This is a genomic window from Methylomonas defluvii, from assembly GCF_033949435.1.
Classification (GTDB): Bacteria; Pseudomonadota; Gammaproteobacteria; order Methylococcales; family Methylomonadaceae; genus Methylomonas; species Methylomonas defluvii.
On record NZ_JAXARY010000002.1, the window covers coordinates 209719 to 228733 of the forward strand.

8 protein-coding genes are annotated in these 19015 nt (G+C 45.3%); all 8 read right to left on the reverse strand.

The window, feature by feature from the left end; all coding sequences use genetic code 11:
* Nucleotides 1-159: 159 nt before the first annotated feature.
* Complete coding sequence (locus QLH52_RS04030) at nt 160-885, reverse strand: PEP-CTERM sorting domain-containing protein (RefSeq protein WP_205453769.1); 726 nt, start codon at nt 883-885, stop codon at nt 160-162.
* Between the two features lie 145 nt (nt 886-1030).
* Nucleotides 1031-2473: an alkaline phosphatase PhoX gene (locus QLH52_RS04035; RefSeq protein WP_205453768.1), complete on the reverse strand. Its 1443-nt coding sequence runs from the start codon at nt 2471-2473 to the stop codon at nt 1031-1033.
* 928 nt (nt 2474-3401) lie between these two features.
* On the reverse strand, nt 3402-4442 hold the full coding sequence (locus tag QLH52_RS04040) for an IS481 family transposase (protein ID WP_319960617.1): 1041 nt from the start codon (nt 4440-4442) through the stop codon (nt 3402-3404).
* Between the two features lie 324 nt (nt 4443-4766).
* Nucleotides 4767-6503 carry a hypothetical protein gene (locus QLH52_RS04045; RefSeq protein ID WP_319960618.1) on the reverse strand — a complete coding sequence of 579 codons (1737 nt, stop codon included), beginning with the start codon at nt 6501-6503 and terminating at the stop codon, nt 4767-4769.
* Between the two features lie 53 nt (nt 6504-6556).
* Nucleotides 6557-7669, reverse strand: a complete 1113-nt coding sequence (locus QLH52_RS04050) for a DUF4297 domain-containing protein (RefSeq protein ID WP_319960619.1) — start codon at nt 7667-7669, stop codon at nt 6557-6559.
* A 384-nt stretch (nt 7670-8053) separates the two neighbouring features.
* Nucleotides 8054-14353 (reverse strand): DEAD/DEAH box helicase, encoded by a 6300-nt coding sequence (locus QLH52_RS04055; RefSeq protein ID WP_319960620.1) that lies wholly within the window; start codon nt 14351-14353, stop codon nt 8054-8056.
* Between the two features lie 14 nt (nt 14354-14367).
* Nucleotides 14368-17661 (reverse strand): STY4851/ECs_5259 family protein, encoded by a 3294-nt coding sequence (locus QLH52_RS04060; protein WP_319960621.1) that lies wholly within the window; start codon nt 17659-17661, stop codon nt 14368-14370.
* Nucleotides 17662-17813: 152 nt separating this feature from the next.
* Nucleotides 17814-19013 carry a hypothetical protein gene (locus QLH52_RS04065; protein ID WP_319960622.1) on the reverse strand — a complete coding sequence of 400 codons (1200 nt, stop codon included), beginning with the start codon at nt 19011-19013 and terminating at the stop codon, nt 17814-17816.
* Nucleotides 19014-19015 lie beyond the last annotated feature (2 nt).

Consider the following 19015-nt stretch of genomic DNA (forward strand, 5'->3'; position numbering starts at 1 on the left):
AAATCCACAGGCATGGCGTTAAAAGATCTTCAGTTTCATCTGCGATCAATTCAACACCAAGAAGGTCATTTCCTGATCAGTGAGTTGCCAACGGCTTTGAAGCAAGCCACCTCATGTCGCCATTCCTAAAGAAATTGCCAATATCTTGAACTACGGTGATTAAGCTTTGCGGCGAACGCCCAAAAAACCTAACAATGCGGAACCGAACAACCAAACTGCGCCAGGGACTGGTACGGCTGCTAACGCAGTGCCTGATACCGTTACCATATCAAAACGCCAGGTGCCGGTAGAACCATAAGTACCGGTTGGAGAAGATGCCGCGTATGCGCTTGTTGAAGGCGCGAATGCCGCTAAGACACGAAAGCCGAAATTAGCATTGTTGGCTACCCCGGCGATACTGCTGAAATCGACTGAACGGCCGTTGAACCAAGTATCGCCTGCTGCGCCGCTAAACAAGGCAAAATCAGTCCAGGTACTACCGTCCGTAGTGTATTGCACTTGCTCATATTTAGAAGACGTATTGCTGTGGCGTAAGTCGTAACTAACCTGAATGTTATTGAAACCCACCGTGCTAACCAGATACCGCGTACCGCGGGTTTTATTGCCGGCACCTTGAGCCGCATAACTGGTGGTATTCCAACCACTGTCATCGCCTGTCGCCGGGTCGGATGAACCGCCACTCGCATCGCCGCTAGCAAAAGTTGCTGTGGTGCCTCCTACCAGCGAAGCCGAGCCGCTACCGATGCTAGGGGCGCCTGTGCCGGTGCCGGTGGCAGAATCAGCAGGATTCGAGTTGAAATTCCATTGTGTAATTACAGCCGCTTCCGCGCCGGCGCTTACAGATAGAACCACTAGCGCGCTAGCCATCATCATTTTTTTGTTCATGTTTGGATTCTCTTAATTATTGGTGGTCAAGAAGACATTTCCGGACTGCTTATCGGGCCCGAAAGACTGCCCATCACAAAAAAGCCCGACATAAAGTCGGGCTTTCGATCAATCAATTTGGGAACATGCCCTACCCCCTAAGCAATCAGGCTTTACGGCGGCGCAGGCCGATCATGCCGGCAATTGCTGAACCGAACAACCAAACAGCACCTGGCACCGGTACTGGCGCAGCAGTCAACTCAATGGTGCGATCAATGCCATCAGCTGGATGCTGCACGTTGATATACGCTTTGTTTGGATTGAATTTGTCGAAATACAAACCGGTGCTTTCAGCACCTTGAGTAGTCAAACTGATCCATTTGGAGAGAGACTCGGCAACCCCGTCACGATCTGCATCCTTGGCAAACCATACATCTTCCACACCACCATCTTGATCTTCAACGATGTAGATATTGCCTTCGGCATCAATAGCCAAGTTATCGGCATTTTTGAATTCACCGCCTGCCGCCAAACCAGTCGCCAAATCGATGGTGTTGCTGTCGGCAAACAGTTTGACTTCGCTAGTACCAAGATCAATAGAATAAACGCGACTGCGGCCGGTACCTTGGTTGCCGTCGGTGTCTGAATCGGTAGTCGTGAAGTACAAAAACTGGTTACCGTTAGCCAAGTTTTGAATTTCCATGTCTTCAGGGCGATTAAAACCTGTGCCTTTTACAGCGGCATTATCAGCGCTGACGCGGCCGTCGATCGTGCCGTCGCTAAGCTGTGCGGAAATACCGGCTAAAACGCCACCGTTGACATCGGTAATAGCTTCCCATGTTGATGCACCGGTGATAGCAGCACCGGTAGTGCCTTCAAATTGGGCTCCTGCACCTACTTTTAAAGCAAATGTTTGCCCCGCGGCAAAAAAGCTGTCGCCGCTAGTGGCAAATGGATTGGCCGATACGTATTTGTATACAGAACCACCGTTCAATTCATCGACAAAATACAAGTTGTTGTTTTTGTCGAACGCCAAACCTTCGTGAGAAACACGCGGCAGAATGGAACGTTGGATAAATGTGCCGCCATTCGCCGCCGCAGTGGTGGCATTGGTCACTTCAAACAAACGGCCCTTACTGCTACCTGCACCCCAAGATTCTTCAGCCGTCAAATAGCCGCCCCATGGTGTCCACAAAGAAGCATCGCCGGAAACAAAACCTTGCGTACCTGGCGCAACGATAGTGGTGGTGCGCGAGTTGTAGTCGTTATTCCAAAGATCGATACGTTGCACGCCCGCGGAACCGGTTTCGAACGGCATGAACAAATAACGACCGGCGTCAGGACCGGTTTCGTTGGCGGCTATCATATCCCAGCTACCTGAATTGGAACCTGGCACCAAGGTGTTTTGGGTCTTACGGTCGGCGATGGTTTGTTGAGTAAAATTGGGCGAAGACAATTTATAAGGTGTCGCTGAACCTGGGTTAACAGGAACCGTGTTGCCTGTCATTGGCGTAAAATTGTCGAATTCGGTAGAAGCCGCTTGCGCAGTCAAAGGTGAAACGCCAGCGGTAACAGCTGCGGCAATCAGAGTTAATTTAAAAGCTTTCATAAAAAAGTCATTCCTAAAGCAAAGTCGGTTAATTGTTTTTGGTCTTCCGCAAAAATCTGCCTCACAGAATTTGCAGAAAGAATGTTAACCAGCGCTCAAGAAATTAAAGTTGCAGTTCTGTTAAGTTTTCGTGACATGTAATACGCCGCTAGTACTCATTATGTTGCGACTAAAATCACCTTATCTACTCCCACTGGCAGCCACTCCTGCCCTTCAACCCAGAAGAATTTGAATCCCCGACGATGTCTGGCGACAAACGTCGTGCCCATCAGGGACTCAGCATGGCCATTAGGCTACAAGACGCTCAAGAGCGGATATTGCACTCCTGTCCCTAAAAAAAGTTTGGCGAAATAAGTCCGAATGGACGAAAACTGCTTATTTTCTCTGTTTTGCTCAAGAAACCTCAGCGAATTGGCATGTGCAGAACGGCACATCATCAAATATTTCCAGAATACAGAATTGCTTCAGTAACACCGAAAGACACCCAACATGAGAAAAGCATCAACTGGAGAACTGCGCACAGAAAACCGCACGCACGTTTCGGAGGAAAGGGAGATTTAACGGCAGTCCCTATCGGTGACAGGGAAATTAAGAACCGGGTGAAAATTTGTCACCAGGGGTTTTACCGATTACACAAACGATTTTGGACGGTATTTTGTACAAGCAATAAAAAAGGCCTAGGTGAAAAAACCTAAGCCTTTGATATATATGGAGCTGGCGATGGGACTCGAACCCGCGACCGGCTGATTACAAATCACGTTATTCAGAATTAACTTATTGATTTAATTGTTTTTTATTCAACTATGTTTGCGTGACTTTGCACGACAGAGCATAACGAGTCACAATCGAAACACGCAAAATTCACGCATAAATTGTACTAGCTCAGACTTAATCTGACAGTTACCGTTTTTACGGGGTGTCTGTCAGATTAGATTTGGCTCAGATTTTTCTGAGTCCAAATCTGTTTTCCATCCAGCAACGTATCCATTGGCGTTCTGCCATTGCACATTTTGCCCTGATGAGTTCTGTCATTGTTGTAATAAACTAGCCATTCGTCCAGATCTTTTTGGAGTTCATCCAGGTCGCTATAGAGCTTTTTGCGGAACGTGACCTGATAGAACTCTTGCAAGATGGTCTTATGGAAGCGTTCGCAAATCCCATTGGTCTGCGGCGACATGGCCTTGGTTTTGGTATGGTCGATGTCGTTGATCGCCAGGTACAACTGATAATCATGCTGCTCGACCTTGCCACAATATTCGGTGCCGCGATCCGTCAGAATCCGTAGCACGGGTAATCCGTTGGCTTCATAGAACGGCAATACTTTGTCATTCAGGATATCCGCAGCGGTGATAGGCGTTTTGGTAGTGTACAGTTTGCAGTGCGCGACTTTGCTGTAGGTGTCCACGTAAGTCTGCTGGTAAATCCGCCCGACACCTTTGAGGTTGCCGACGTAAAACGTATCCTGCGAACCCAGGTAACCGGGATGGGCGGTTTCGATTTCGCCGCAGGCTTCGTCATCGTGTTGTTTCTTCTCCAGCGCCGCAATCTGCGCGTCGCTCAGAATTAAGCCTTCGGTGGCGACTTTGGCTTCTAGTGCCTTGAGACGCTTTTTAAAGTTCTCCAGATCGTGCCGTAACCAGATGGAGCGAACGCCGCTACCAGATACAAATACGCCTTGTTTACGCAGTTCGTTACTGGTCCGGTGCTGGCCATGCGCCGGCCACTCAACCGCATAGGCTTTAACTGCCCGTTCTATGCTTTCATCCACGCGATTCTTCAGATTCGGAGACCGGCGGTTTTTGTCTATTAAGGCATCAATCCCGCCTTCAGCCACCAGTTCTTGATAACGATAAAACGTATCGCGCGATACGCCCATCACCTTGCAGGCTCTGGAGACGTTATTCAGCTCTTGGGCTAAATTTAACAGCCCCGCTTTGTGTTTAATGATCGGATTGTTAGTATGGATCATGAGAGTTACCTCTTGTGTTTTGTGTAAGGATTCGACACCCCTATCAAAACCGGTAACTCTCATCTTTTCAAGTCGATGTGTCAGATCAAGTCGGGACTAATACACATAAATATTGCGGGTGATGTCATGCGTTAGCCTGTTTCGACACATCCGTACCCTATGCGTATTCCAATTTCAAAACACCCTGGCATTCCAATCGAAACCTGCCAGTGGTGCCGACCGGCCAATTGCTGCGGGTCGCGACTGACCGCTTTATGGCTAAGAATATAGCATAATGAAATTCAATTATCGTTGACAAAGAACTCCTTCGATTCCCCCTCAAGGTCAGATTGAGTCATCAAAATTAAGGATTGTCCTGAATTCATTGTATTTCGTTCGACTCAAAATTTTGTCGTCATCCAAAGCTATTACGTGAGCTGACTGTTTGTAAGTTTCAATTTCGTTCCGATTCATCGCGCAGAGAATAAGCTGCACGTCGGAAGGTATTGTATTCATGAGAAATTGAAGAATTTTTTCGTAGTTAAAATCTGCTTGTTCCTGCTGATTTGGTGTATCGATGATCACTGCTGAAAAAACTTTGTTCTTTGCGGCATAAATTTGGCTAAGAACCGCCATGTAATAAGCCAATATTCCTCGTGTACTTTCTGCAGCTCCACCACTTCCGTAGAGTTTTTTGTAATCCATAGGTGACTCAATAGGGGATAAATTTACCCCTTGTGCTTTCAACTCACTGACATATTTCGCAAGATTATCTTTGAAGGCAGCATCCATCTCTTCCCGCTCTTCTTTGGACAGTAACTTTTTTTGATTGTCTTTCAAGATACGATTTGTTCGGTCGATATTGCAGATAAAAGCCGTTTTCGTCTCCATTGTCTGCTTAACATGTTTTTGAACAGATCGGGATGCAAGGCTATCCAAAAATGAGGTCTTCTCACTTTTGAGCTCTGCATCTAATTCGGAGGAAAATTCATCCTGATTGTATTTGCTGTTTATGATGTCGATTTCAGAGCGTGTTTTTGTTAAGCGTTCCTGACTCTGAATATATTTCTTTTCCAGCTTGGATATCTTCGTCGTGAGCGCTTGCACTTGGTTGTCCGCCTCATCCTTATCAGCAAGAATAGACGCTCTGTTAGGCGAGGAATTGTCGTAAACCGTCCCACACAGAGGGCAAATAAGTGTTTCACCTATCACACACTCCACAGAAAATGTGTAATCCTTTTCGAGTTCGGCAGACGCTAGTTTTGCAAGATCAAGTTGTCCTTGGAGAAAAACTCGCTCAGTTTGAATTTCAGCGATCATCCTTAACAACTCTTCTTGTTTAGCTTGTAGCTTGAATATTTCAATATTAACTTCAGCAGAGAGTGCATCAAACTCGCTACTTGTTAGAGCAACAGTCTTCTCGTTCGTTGGAATATAGGCTTTAACCACCTCAATGGCAGTCTCAATCTTTCTGACATCAGATTCTGCGTTTTTTTTCTCAAGGGTACTTTGAGCAATCTTTTCCTCGATAGAAAAGAATTCGGGTAACAAATAGCCAGTGTGGTATCGAATAATGGTTTTCTGCCATCTAGCGTATTGCTCAAGATTAGGAAAACTGTTCCAAGCCTGTGACCAGCCGCGCTGCTGATCTATGTAAAAAGGAAGAAAATAGTAAGCTGGAGGCGGGGTTTCTAATTTAGTGGTTTCTTTTCGGTTTGGTAGTAGTGCACCAAATTTTGCAATCTCAGCAAAGGCCTCGGAATATTCACCAGTTATTTTTTGAAATCTCTCCCACTCACCTTGGGGGCGTCTAAGAAACATCGCGTTGCCATACCTACCAACTTGGTATTCAACATTTCCGATGGTGAAATCAACAAGGGCGCGAACATCGAAAGACTGCCAAGTAAAGTCAAGACTAGGGTCGCCGCCTAGTGTCCAGAACAATAATTTTGCGAGTGTCGACTTGCCAAGACTATTGTCATTCCCCGTTATTAGATTGAATCGTGGTTTGAAGTTGTATTGATTTGCCGACTTTAGTATATCGGACGCTATCGTTAGACGTTTGAATACTAAGTTTGGCATGCTGCTTGGTCCTTAGATTTCTTATTAGCAGTTTGAATTGATCAATAGATGATTTACTTTTCATGGCACTTGGAAATTAATTCGTAAATAATTGCGGCTTGTGCTGATTCCAAGTCAATGAGATTTTTCTTCACATTTTCAGGTAACGCTCCCAAAGCCGCCTCAACTAGTGATACAAGGCCGTGCTTTTCAAACACTGAAAACAGATTTTCAACCGCATTTTTAACCGCTTGCTGGTTGTCCATGGCGATTAGTGAGCGCTCTAGGCGAACTGCGTTGTGGTATCGTTCAAATGCTCTTCTTAGGCCAACTTTATTGTTGTATTTCAACCCCAGTTCTTCAGTAATATCGTCAAAATCCGAATTGAAGCTATCAATACCCTTGTTTTCAGTATAGGCAGCGATTACCCGTTCCACATCCCGATATGTCATTCCCTTGTTTTTCACAAGGTTGCTCCACTTGGTATAGTCAAACGTCACACTACCCTTGCGATGGAGATCATCTATTAGAACTCGATAAATGCTTTGTGCGCTGCATTTAGCTCCAGGCTCAACGTGTTCCACTAGTTTCGATATGCGTCCAATTGCGGCATCCTGAAACCCTGTGCTTGGTAAGTCCGGAGTGACGAATGTTAACGTTTTTGGCAGTGGGTATGACCCAAGCTCTTTGTTTATTGCTGCTTGAATGTCATTTATGCATTCATCGTGGATTTCGCCAATCGAAATTATCGAAAGCTTTAAACCTTCTGTTTTTGGTGGAAGGTCGAATCCACATGTAGTAATAAGATTTATTGAGTTGAGTTTATCGATAAACGGCTTGTCGCGAACACCCAACAGCATTTTTCCAAGGATCGAATTCTTTTCTTTTTTTGTACTACCCTTCGGCCTCGAAGTCAGTTTCTTCGAATTCCAAGGGGAATCATTGACATTCTTTACTTGGTTGAACTCAAACTCCGCGATACCTGCGTCAGACGAGGTTGCTAAGACGACATCTTCGTGAAGTTCAATAAACACCACGTAATCATTGGAATGTTCATGCGCCCCAAGAATCCGGCATAATGCCCAATGGTATTGGTACTCGTACTTTTCGAACGTCTTTGCACCAACGGTCTCACGTTGGGGTGAAGCTAGCGGATTGCTTTGGGGCTTGTTATGTGCTGTATCCAATACTGCTAGCCTCATAGTTAAATGTCGTTCTTACCGCCTACGGCAGTAGAGACAAACCATACTTATCATTAGTGTAGTCCGGCAAGGCTTTCATAAGGAGCTCATTTGACTCGAAGTTGCTGCTACGGCTTTGGGTCGTTTACTGATTTGTACTTCTAAATGTTTTATCGTTACCTCAAAACCATTTGGCATAACACTCGTTATTTAAGTTCTCTTGTAAACAGTTTATCCGATTGTGGTACTTATTTGCCAATGACCGGTATCCGAAAGCTTGAATCCATATCGGAATGGCGGCAGTGGGTCGATAGGACATGACCCAAGCTCGTTTTTTTGCTAGACATAAAAGTCGTATTCACAGCATAAGCGCTTGTTTTTACATATAATCTACTCAGGCAACTTTTGATCTAACACCTCTACAAGCACATCTGTTGCCCATCGTTCACTATTTATCGCCTGCGCACACTTGCATGAGTCAGACATAGAAACCAATTGATAATCTACGCTATCAGTGAAGTCAAAGTAGCTCTCGGCAGCTTTTGCAAATCTTATATTCCAGTAAGCGACACCCTGGTCGAAGCGGATTTTTATCGCCTTGCCCGAGTCGAATTTAATGATTAATTTTCTGTGGTGCGGAATGTCTTTATTACTATCGAATATATTCAGCGTCACTGCGGTATTTAGCTTCCTGCTGATCCATGTTTGCGCGAAGGCTTTAAATTCATCTCGTTTTGCCCAGTCATGATGAGCCCGGTTCCCATTTCGGTCTCGTGTTTTGAATAGCGTATTTACCGTTAAGTTATTAATATTCGATTGTTTTTCAAAAACTGGCTTAAATAAAGCCGTCAAAATCGATACGGCAGCAGGATTTTGAATATATCGGTCGGAATAAACAACCTCAGTTACCTTGTCACTTTTCCATAAGGCGCCTAACAGTTCATGTTTACCGATGATAAGCTCCCAAAATTTAGAACCGAAACTGTTTAGATCACCGTTAAGTTCCGAGCAGATTTCAATATCAAAAACCGATGACTCGGTTTTCTCAATCCAGCGAGATACATCGAGTTCTGTTACTTTGGCTGAAACATTTGCTAGTGTTTCAACCACGATTTCTCCTCGTTGATGCCATGAAGGGCCTGGAACCACCGCATTTGAAAACCTAGAAGCAATTGTGTAGACGGCTTCACCTTTTACGACTTGTGCAACGATAGGATTTTCATCTCCAACTGCACTTTTGAAAAAACGAGCTCCTATAGCGGACAGGCGATAGAGATCATGTTGCAGGTCCGGGTCTTGGGGATCGCCCCCTATAACCAAATCAACCTTCACATTGTCTTGTAAAAGATAATTGTGAATTGCTTTCCGAAACGCTGGAGCGAGCAGATCCCATTCATTTTCATTTCCCTTAAGCCAAAGTGTAAGACGTTCAGCACCTTCATTGATATGCCTACGCAACACTTCCTCAATTGAGCCTGGGCAGTATTTTGCACCCGTAATCAATTGTTCCTCTTCAGGTAACCTTACATAGTTTGTAAAGTTAGCTCCGAGCCATTCTAAAGCTAATTTACGATCAAGTGACTCATGGTCATGGCGTGTTTGGGAATCAAGTAAACATTCGCTACACGCAGTTTCGCAGTGATTACACTCCAATTGTTTAACCATTTTTACTAGCAATGTTTCGATATGAATCGGCGCACTAGAAGCGAATCCTGCACCGCCACTTATTATGTCGTACAGTTGAATCACTCGAATGGCAGCACCGTTTTCTAGCCTCGCCGGACGAGTTGCGTAACCTAGCTCGGAAGGAGAAATACCTAGAATTCCGGAAAGCGCAGCGCGTAATGCAACGGCTAAAGTTATCGCTATTGACTTGGCTTCTTCCGACCCATCGGCAAGAAACTCTCCCGACACAGGGTGACGAAGAATCAATTCAAAAACATCGGTGTAAGCATAGGCTCCCAAAACGACATTTGGAACCAGATTCGCCGATCCTGCACACAGTAAACGCCTGTTATTATTATCCTTATCGTCTTTGCTTGGCCTAGGGGGGAAATGGCTGCCTGATGGCGATAATGCGGAAGGATAATCTTTAGCTGTAACCATTGACTCTGCTCTTCCGCAGGATAAGCACAGTGCATAGCCATGACCAAACTCCCCGGAGCTATGGTGGAAGACTTTCCCATTGACGCCATAGACCATATAGCCAAGCACAGGATTTGGATGAGGTACCTTATTTGCTTCTACGAAAACCCAAGATGGTTCAACGGGAATAAATTTTTGATGCTCGATATTATTGGATACGCTTTCATACGCATCCGTCACAAAGCCTGCCGGCTGCATAACCTTTTTAATATTGTCGGTCTTTATCGGTTTCCTACAGTCACTATTCGAACAGAGCAGTTCCGAATTTCTAACAACACCTTCATCGTAGCCAAGCGCACCACAGCTGTCACATCGCCATGCAATATCAAATTTCTGAGCTTCGTTGGTATTACTATTTAAATTATGCCAATGCAACGAAACACCAGCCGAACGAAACACTCTACCATCCAAGACAACTTCAGCTCCCGGAGCATATTCACGAATGGCGATAGCAAGGTTGCGAGATGGCAATCCCTTATATCTGGAAACATTATCATCACGGTCTTTCTTAGAAGTTTTTTTATTTTCCTTCTCTCGAATGTAATCTTCAATCGTGAAATTGTCGAAATTCACAACATCGGTAGGAAAACCATAACCAGGCAAAAATGTGCGTGCTGCCAAATCCCGTAAAAGATATTCTTCTGAATGACGACGCTTTTCTATTTGAATGCGCATTAAGTAGGGACTGTCAGGTTTTGCGTTGCTTTCTTCTGCGACTAGATAACGGTAATCCTCTAACCAGCGCGATTGAAGCTGTTTGATCTTCACAATAGCCTCGCTTCGCAACTGGAATGACGAGAGACCTTGTAACGCCGTGCCTTTAGCCAAATCGTTTACAGCGGTGTCTAAATCTAATGTTGCTTTACCAAGCCAACTGATAAAACGATCGCACAGGGACTCTCCATGTTCGTCGTTAAAAAACCATTGTGTATCGAGCCGTGTCCTTTCGGTTTTTGTTATTCCCACCTCATGGCATAAAAAGTTCGCCAACATAAGCGAATTGACGTGCCTTTGAACTAATCTAGCGGAATTAAGCGCAACTGCCGGTGCAGGTATAACAGTTTCAAAAGGCCAAGATGGGTTTGCAAAAACCTGTTGATCATGCGGATTACCCTTACACAAGGTATAAGCCAGTGCCCTCGCTTCCTTACTGCGTCCAGCCCTCCCTGCACGCTGTAAATAGTTTGCAGGGTGTGGGGGCACGTTATTCATCACAACGGCAGCAATCCCACCAATATCCACCCCCATTTCCATGGTGGTGGAACAATTTAGTACGTTAATTTGACCTTTTTTGAACATTTCTTCGTAGTCTTCCAATCGTTCCGAAGACTGCTGAGCAGAGTGCTCCGCCGTGCGATAGTAAAACCCGCCTTCGACTACTCTATCGTTAAGATTCGTCCAGAGATTTTGCGACCGTAGATTTCTAATTGCCTCATTGCCGCCAACCAACTTTCTGACTTTTTCCAATCCGAGGACATAATCTTCCTGCGAATGATCAAACTCCCAAACCTCTGGCAACATGACCTCGGTAACCTTAAAGCGGTTACGTTCTTCATCAGTCAAACGATTGATCTTGATATGCGTCGGCAAGTAAGGGGTTAAACCTTTAAAAGCGGTATCCAACAATTTATTGGTGACCGGACAAACAAACGCTTTATCGATTAACGAAAAGGTCATTTGTTCTTTTGCCAGATAGAATCGATTCCCATCGGACTTCAATACCCGATTATTCTCGGTCAATTGCAACCACGCTTTCCGTAACCAAAGATTCACTCGGTCAATATCGTTCTTTTTGGCTGGATCCAGGTTGGCGGCCAATAACAGCATTTTGATCAATCTCTGGCTGTAATTTCCATTACGAATATTTGGCCATCGCTTTACATGATTATCGTCGGCTTCTTCGGAAACAGGGTTTCGCAACACCTTAGGCGAAAAGCGAGTGCCAATCCACGAGCGCCAATCTTCCTCAAGTTGGATAAAGCTACCTTCTCTGACGTAAAAATCTAGCGCAACTTTTAGGAAGTCTTTCCAATCAGTCAGAGAAAGTCCGCTCTCTTTCCAATAATCCGGCAAAGTAGTTATATCTTTTAGCCCTGCATAACCAACCTTAACCAAGCCTTGGGTTTCAAGACTGTTTTTTAATTTAGGTCTACGCCTAAACTCGCGAAACAACAGCATTTCAGCTAATTTTAATGGCCCATCACTTGGCTTAAAAATTTCAGGCTTATGGTATTGGTTATAAAGCAGCATCGAGGTTTTAATGTCATTCTTTTGCCTAAGCTCATTGGCCAGCTCACTCCATGTGAGCTCGGCCAATGTTATTGACGCACCTGATGCCATGGCTCTTGCCTTGTCTTCGAGATCATTGGCCATCGCAACCATTCCCAAAGCCCTAAGGTTATTGGCTTGATCCAACAAATCTTGTGCCGTGACCCCCTTAGCAGGCGTGGATTGATTTGATGGAGTCCTTTGGTGAGATGAAAGCACTTCTACGATAAGGCCACGAACTCGATTTCGTTCAGCCTCTTGCTGCATGCTCACGGCCATACGCGCAGTTCCTTGACGGCTGTCAGTAAACGTAATCAGTCTGCGACCACGGCCTGGCAGTGATTGTGGGCCATGCCCCTTTTGCCCATCTTCATTTTTGAAATCGGGGCAATATTCCAAGACAGTGGGGACGGCATTCGCTACATAAAACGGGGCCCCCAATAATGATCGCCGAAAAGGCAAAGCCCCCTTGCTACCCGCATATTCACAACCAACTTTACTACAAACCAACTCTCCATCATTCAGGCCAAGGCGCACAGTCTCTCCTGATTTAACGTGAAATTCAGCACTGTATCTATCCAGCTCAACGGGAATAAACCCTAGATCAGCGTTGGGAGTGGCAGATAAAATAAGCGGACTTTTCGCGGAACGCTGAGACGAATCTCCATTGGAGGGCGTTTCGTCATCGCTACTCACCTCGCTCAATAAAGAAAACTCATCTCCGCCTGATTCGTTCCACTGTATCAATTTACCGCGTTTGTCGCGTGCCAATAAATGCGGCTCGTTGCATTCATTACAGAAGCCCACTTCAAAAACAGGACCACCACAGCTACAGGTATGGCGTTGGCTTACATAGACATAGCCGAAAGGCCAGTTTTCTTGTAAAGGCGTGTTACTTTTCGCCTCACAATCTTTATTGAAACACGACCAAAGCCCTTGAATGGTACGCTGAAAAAAATGTGCTCTAAGTTTCAAGAACGCGGGTTCATCTTCGGACGGTTGGGTGCCTGTACAAATATCCAGCCAACGTAGGAGCTCGGATTGAGAAAGACTATGACCTGTTCGACGATTAAACTGATCGGCAATTTCGGTCAGCTTTAGTGGCTTAGGTGTAGTGACTAAAATATCCCTAATCAATCTCGCTTCCGGCGAGTGTGTAAGCATTTGGTAACGCTCGGAATGAATATGAGGCGCGTTGGTATTCATATGCGGTATCGCATCCAAATCATCCACTTTGGCAGGAACATTTTTGCTAATTGGCAGACTCGGAATAACCCGGTTTCCACCCAAAACATCGATTTGTTCGATTGGCACTCCGGACAAATCCGAAAGAAACTTTTTCAACTGCTGCTGAGTATCGCTACCTGCAATGGTCGCAGAAGTCGCCACAAAGCGTATCTGCTTGGGGCTCACGCCAAAGGCATGCATCACTCGACGTAATTGCAAGGCTAATTCTGCTGCCTGTGAGCCGGCATAGGTATGGGCTTCATCCAATACTATCCAACGAAGAGACTGTTCTTTCCGGGACTGTTGCAAGATCGGGGCATCGATCTGGCGCACGAGCATATATTCCAGCATCGTGCCATTAGTGACGAGGATAGGTGCCGGCTCTTCCCGCATCAGTTCACGAGATAAGATCTCATTTGGCTTTAGGGCCTGATCACTCCGGACTTTCGCGCGAAGCTCTTCGGTTTTTCCGTTGTAAAGGCAATAACGAATTCCTTTATCAAAGGACTGAGTCCAGGCATTTAAACGTTCTCTTTGCGAGTTGATCAATGCGTTGAGAGGATAGAGAAATAATGCACGAACACCAATCAATGGCTTGCTGCCGTTGTCCCTGTATTCCCGGTAAAGGTCCTCCAGCACCGGAACCATAAAACATTCGGTTTTCCCGGAGCCGGTACCGCTGGTCACAACGACGGAATGTTTATTCTCAAGCAGCGATTTCCAGCTCGCGAGCTGATGCGTAAAAGGGTGCCAGTTTGCACCGAAACGGTATCGGCCGTTTTGCTTGCCATCAAGTGACTCAACCACTTCCTGGCTTAAAAGTCCGTCTTTGAACGCTAAATCATGCATCGTAATGTCTGACTCTTGCCAGCCAAACATTTGCTCAAAGATAGGTTGAGCCAGAAAAGACCCTTCTTTTCCGCATTCAGATTTCATTAAACTGGTTAAGTGTTCGCGCAATGCAGGATTGGTGATCCCCAATACACCCAGTGTTGCTTCGGTTGAGCGCGATAAAGACTGTTCAACTAGGGAAGAAAAATATTTCGTCATGGACATCCGGTTCCTTATTGATTATTTGCGGTATAGAGAAGCAGAGAATACTGAAACACGCCATAAAACCACTGGCTATCAAAATCTCTTACTTGTCTTAAAAAAAATACTGCATCTGTTGAATTTACAAAAACATCATCAAAGTTACTTCTCCCTGTTGCTACCGCTGCGGCAAACACGGGCAGATACACAACTGCATTTCGTTCATCATCCTCAGGTTCGAATGACATTGGATTTTCTGGCTGAGATAAACACCAACGTTTCAATCGACTGCCACCAAACTTAGGCCAGCTTTCGTCGCTTCGAGTTCGGATCAGTTCCTGGTACCAAGTGGAGACGGCATGTTGCATCACGACATTCGGCATCTGCGCCCCTTGAGAAATACAACCGTCCTCTAGCCATTTTCTTATATTGCCGTTATAGGAGGGAACTGCTTCACTAAAGCGTTCGTACATTTTCTTGATAAGCTCAGGTACAAATTCCTCTCTGATACCTTTCTGCAAAAAGTAATGTTTTAATCTTTCCCCTGCATTTCTCAACTCAAAAGTTGGAAATAACTCCCATATAAAGGGGAACTCGGTCTCAATGCGGGCTATAAAGTCGACGGACATTTCAAACTTAAACATCGCCATCGCTAGAGCAGCAGGAATTCTTACCAAGGCTCGCCAAACTTCAAAAGTGGACAGTGGTAAGTAGCCGTAATTGTCGTATAAATTTCTTAAGAATTGCCAACTGCTATGCGCTGGATTCAACGCCATTGCATTCAAGACTAGCTCAAATGAATTCAAAGATGATGTCGGGTTGAATGTCAAAACCGCTCTCTGCAAATTGCGTATCTCACCAGCATGCTCAGACGGATTTGAATTTCCGGGTATGAATACTGGTCGAAATGTAACTGATGAACTTTTTACTGGAACGATCAACCAAGGACCTGCCTTATCAATAATCGCCGGCAATTCGAATTCGCCTGTAGCAACGCCTTGGCTCAGGCGAGAACGTAATTCGACAGGATGACGCTCAGGCTCACTCAAAAGCATCAACATAGGTTTAGGTACTTTGCTGATATTGGCCAATGAAATTAATTTACGACCGCTGGGGTCGAGCTGCATACCAACAGCGTACCTGCCAATTCGGCAAACGATCTTACTGTCGATCGTCAACTCAACGGCTAGGTCAATGCCAGTTTGTAAGGAAAGCAAGCCTTCTATTTGGTCTTTCAGATTAAATAGATTCACTTCAACCGGTTTATCACGAACTTGAGCCCGCCACGTATAGAAAGCATGTGCGGCTGTATTTCCTTTTAAACTTAATTCCATCCGATAGTTGGTTACCGATTGCTCGGCACGTCGGAATAAATACAGACGTGCTCCCAAAAGATCCGAAACAGGCAATGATTTCGGCAATGGTTTTTCATCTTTATCGAACGCCAGATACCCCGAACCGGGAAACGGCAGTTCTATGCAGATTGGATCACTTTCGAGATTTGGAGTGACTAGTACCTTTACATGGGCAGGCGGTATTCCTTCTACTTCGAGGGACAATTCGGTATAGTCATTATGACGCACACGTCGTGCTTTAACTTGAGGAGTTTCCAAGTTATAGAGGCAAGTAAATTTTGAATAAAAAAGAATACTTCCTTGATTGGAATGCTTGCCGCTTTTTAGCTCAATCTTAAAATCTGCCGGAAGGACGCCAATACGTTTTCGAAATAGCGTTTCGTTATCATTGTTGCGAACCGACAAATAGTGGCGTCCCAGTTGCTGTTGCAATGAGCACGTATTAACCGATCCCCCGGAAAGATAGATATGCGTCCCTTTCGTAGCGAGTCCCGGATCTGGATTCCCCCATTCCACAATAGGCACACCTAAGAATGTTAGGCTGGGCACGCAAGGCCATTTCAAAGGTTTACCTTTCAAATCTAGATCGAGATTTGCCGAAACGGAATCACCTATCCGAATTCGAAACCTTTCCTCGGCCAGAACCATGACAACACAGTTGCCTTGTACATTGACGGTATGACAACCAAGACATTGTTCGCGGTCGGTGTAAGCACCCTCATCAATGCTTAATTCCGAACCATTTGGTAGCAAAAGCAATACATCAGTACATTTGGTTTTGAAGCTAGCTTGCCCACAGAATTGCCAATGCTCGTCAACAAGCTCAAAACCGAGTGGAACTTCTCCAACTGCGACCGCTGAATTTTGAATAGGTATTTCAGTAAGTTTGGAACCCCCGTATATAGCGGCAAGAGTCAGTACATCACCCGGCGACTGCCGATTACACCTAACAAGCTTATGCTTTAGGCGAATTCTAGCTCTCTTATCATCTAATACTGCGTAACCCACCCCTAAACTGACCAACTGCTTTTCAGCTTCAAAAATTGCCAGTTCTAAACGGCATGAAGGCGGTTCGCCATCCAGATTGAAGGTTACTTCTTTTGGGAAGCTAATTTCTGATTGAAGGAGATCACTGCTTTGGTTGGTAAAGAAGTGTGTGCAATTCCACTGCCTGTCAGTACCACGACGCGGAGGCTTACCTATTGAAGCCGATTTGAGTAAACCATTAATAAAATCAGTGCCTGTTTCTTCGTCAAGAGGTATCGGAAAGCGTTCACGCCATTTTGGGCAGGCCGCATCAAGCTTATTTACTGGCTCTTCTTTTTTTGAGTCGAGATCATACAAATTAACAATAGCCACTAACTCGTCAGCCATCTGCGCAATCAGCTCCACCGAGGTATCTTCCGAAAAAACCTGTGGAAGGCCTGATTGTTCAATTTGGCTAGTCACGAGCTGTCGCGTGGTTTGTCCCAAAAGCTCGGCATTTTCGTATTGTTTTAAGATCTTTCCGAATACAGCTTGAAAGCGACTGTCGGATTGCTTAAGTAGACGAAATGGCAATCCACCTTCACTAAATAACGAACCCAGGAAATTTCGTCTTTCCGATTCGTAAAACCGGATGGGGCGTCCCCACCCACCCTCAAGGCCTTTTGGCACAACCCGACTTAACTCAATGGCAGACAATGAGAAGCCCAACGCCGCCCAAATCGGTTCCCAACTCCAACCACAATCACGCTGGTATTCACGCCGATACCATTCCGCACAAAACAACGTAAAACAAGCATTTCCACCCTTATCGTTGGTGAAGTTAGCGATATTACCAAGCTCAGATAGCAAACGCTTTAACTCACCGTACTCCTCATTACTGACCTGATATTCGTATAACGGTCGCTGATCAGGCTGCTTCAATGACCTTCGAGTTAAAAAGGTTGAGTGCCAACAAGAAAATTTAGAGCCTTTATCTATTTGCATCCTTACTTACCCAATGGGCCAAAATTCTGTAGTTGTTATCTTTTGTCAGAATAATGCTATTTTTTATAAATTTCTGGCTGTAAATTATTGGTCTCATCTACTTGCATATCAATATTTGAAACTCAACTTCATCTTTATCATGCTTTGATCACTTACCTATATGACTCAACCAACGTATCCATGTCTTGAATTAGGTTAATCAAATCCTGAATATTGGGCGCTCTCATATGAGCAATGTTGTCACGAACCGGCTTTGCCGACTGACAGATTTTCAACGCCATTTTCTCATCTATGCTTACCACTTTAATTTGTTGGGAGTAATACAAGCCAACAATGTTATTGAATTCAACATCCTCTGGCTCTATATATCGAAATTTGTCGATACCACATTTATCCTTACCAATCGGCACAGGAATTTGTCTACTGGCGTCTTTGTCAGCAATCTGGCGCAATTGAGGCAGGAAATGCCCCACCACTTCCCTGCGCCTTTCCTCAAGCCAAGGGCTAATGACCTTAAGACATGCCCGCCAGTAGCGGCGGGAAATTCTTCCCTTAGCTTCCTCTTTCTGCTGGTCCGTCCCGTATTCTGACAGATAGAAATCGTGGAGCACATGTGGCATTTGGGTCACGATTGAAGTTGTTCCTAAAAGCCAATCTAGTTTACGCCAGCGCTCCGGATCCTCGCCGAGCAGCAGGCGGAGTTGGTCGCGGATAGCTAGAATCTGCGCATCATCAAGTTGTATGAGACGTTCCGCGAATTGTGCATCAAATCCTGCAAATTCACTGATGATAGCCCTCAACAAGCGTGTACTGCCAGGACCAGATCTGTTCACCATTCTAAGAGCAACATAGGCATCCATCTCATCAGGGGTAAGCCCACCATCGAAGTTAATGAGTTGCACCTTGCCGAGTTGCGAATCCTTCTGATGTTGATTGTCGTGAATAGATGTCACCAAACAAACGTTACCGTGGTAATAGCTTGTCGCTTCCATGAAATCTAAAGTGTACTGTTCGCACTGCTGTTGTGCCTTGTCGTCTTGTGCCTGAAGGATAACGACTATTTCCGAAGAACTATGAAACTCCGCCAACTGAGGCGCTGTCATCCTTGGTATTCCGAAATGGACTCCTACATCATTAGCGATGTCGGTTCCATTTCTAATAATGAGTTGAATTGGATCTTGGATATGAGCATCACGAAGCCCCCTGATAATGCATTCTCGAGTTCCGGGCACAATCGACCTGGGTAAGTTGGCAACCAACACCCGGGAAGAGGAAATCCGTGTGGCGATTTTGTTAATGAAGTCACGCGGCCCTGGGAGGAGCCAATATAGTCCAGCATCAATGGTGCACATAA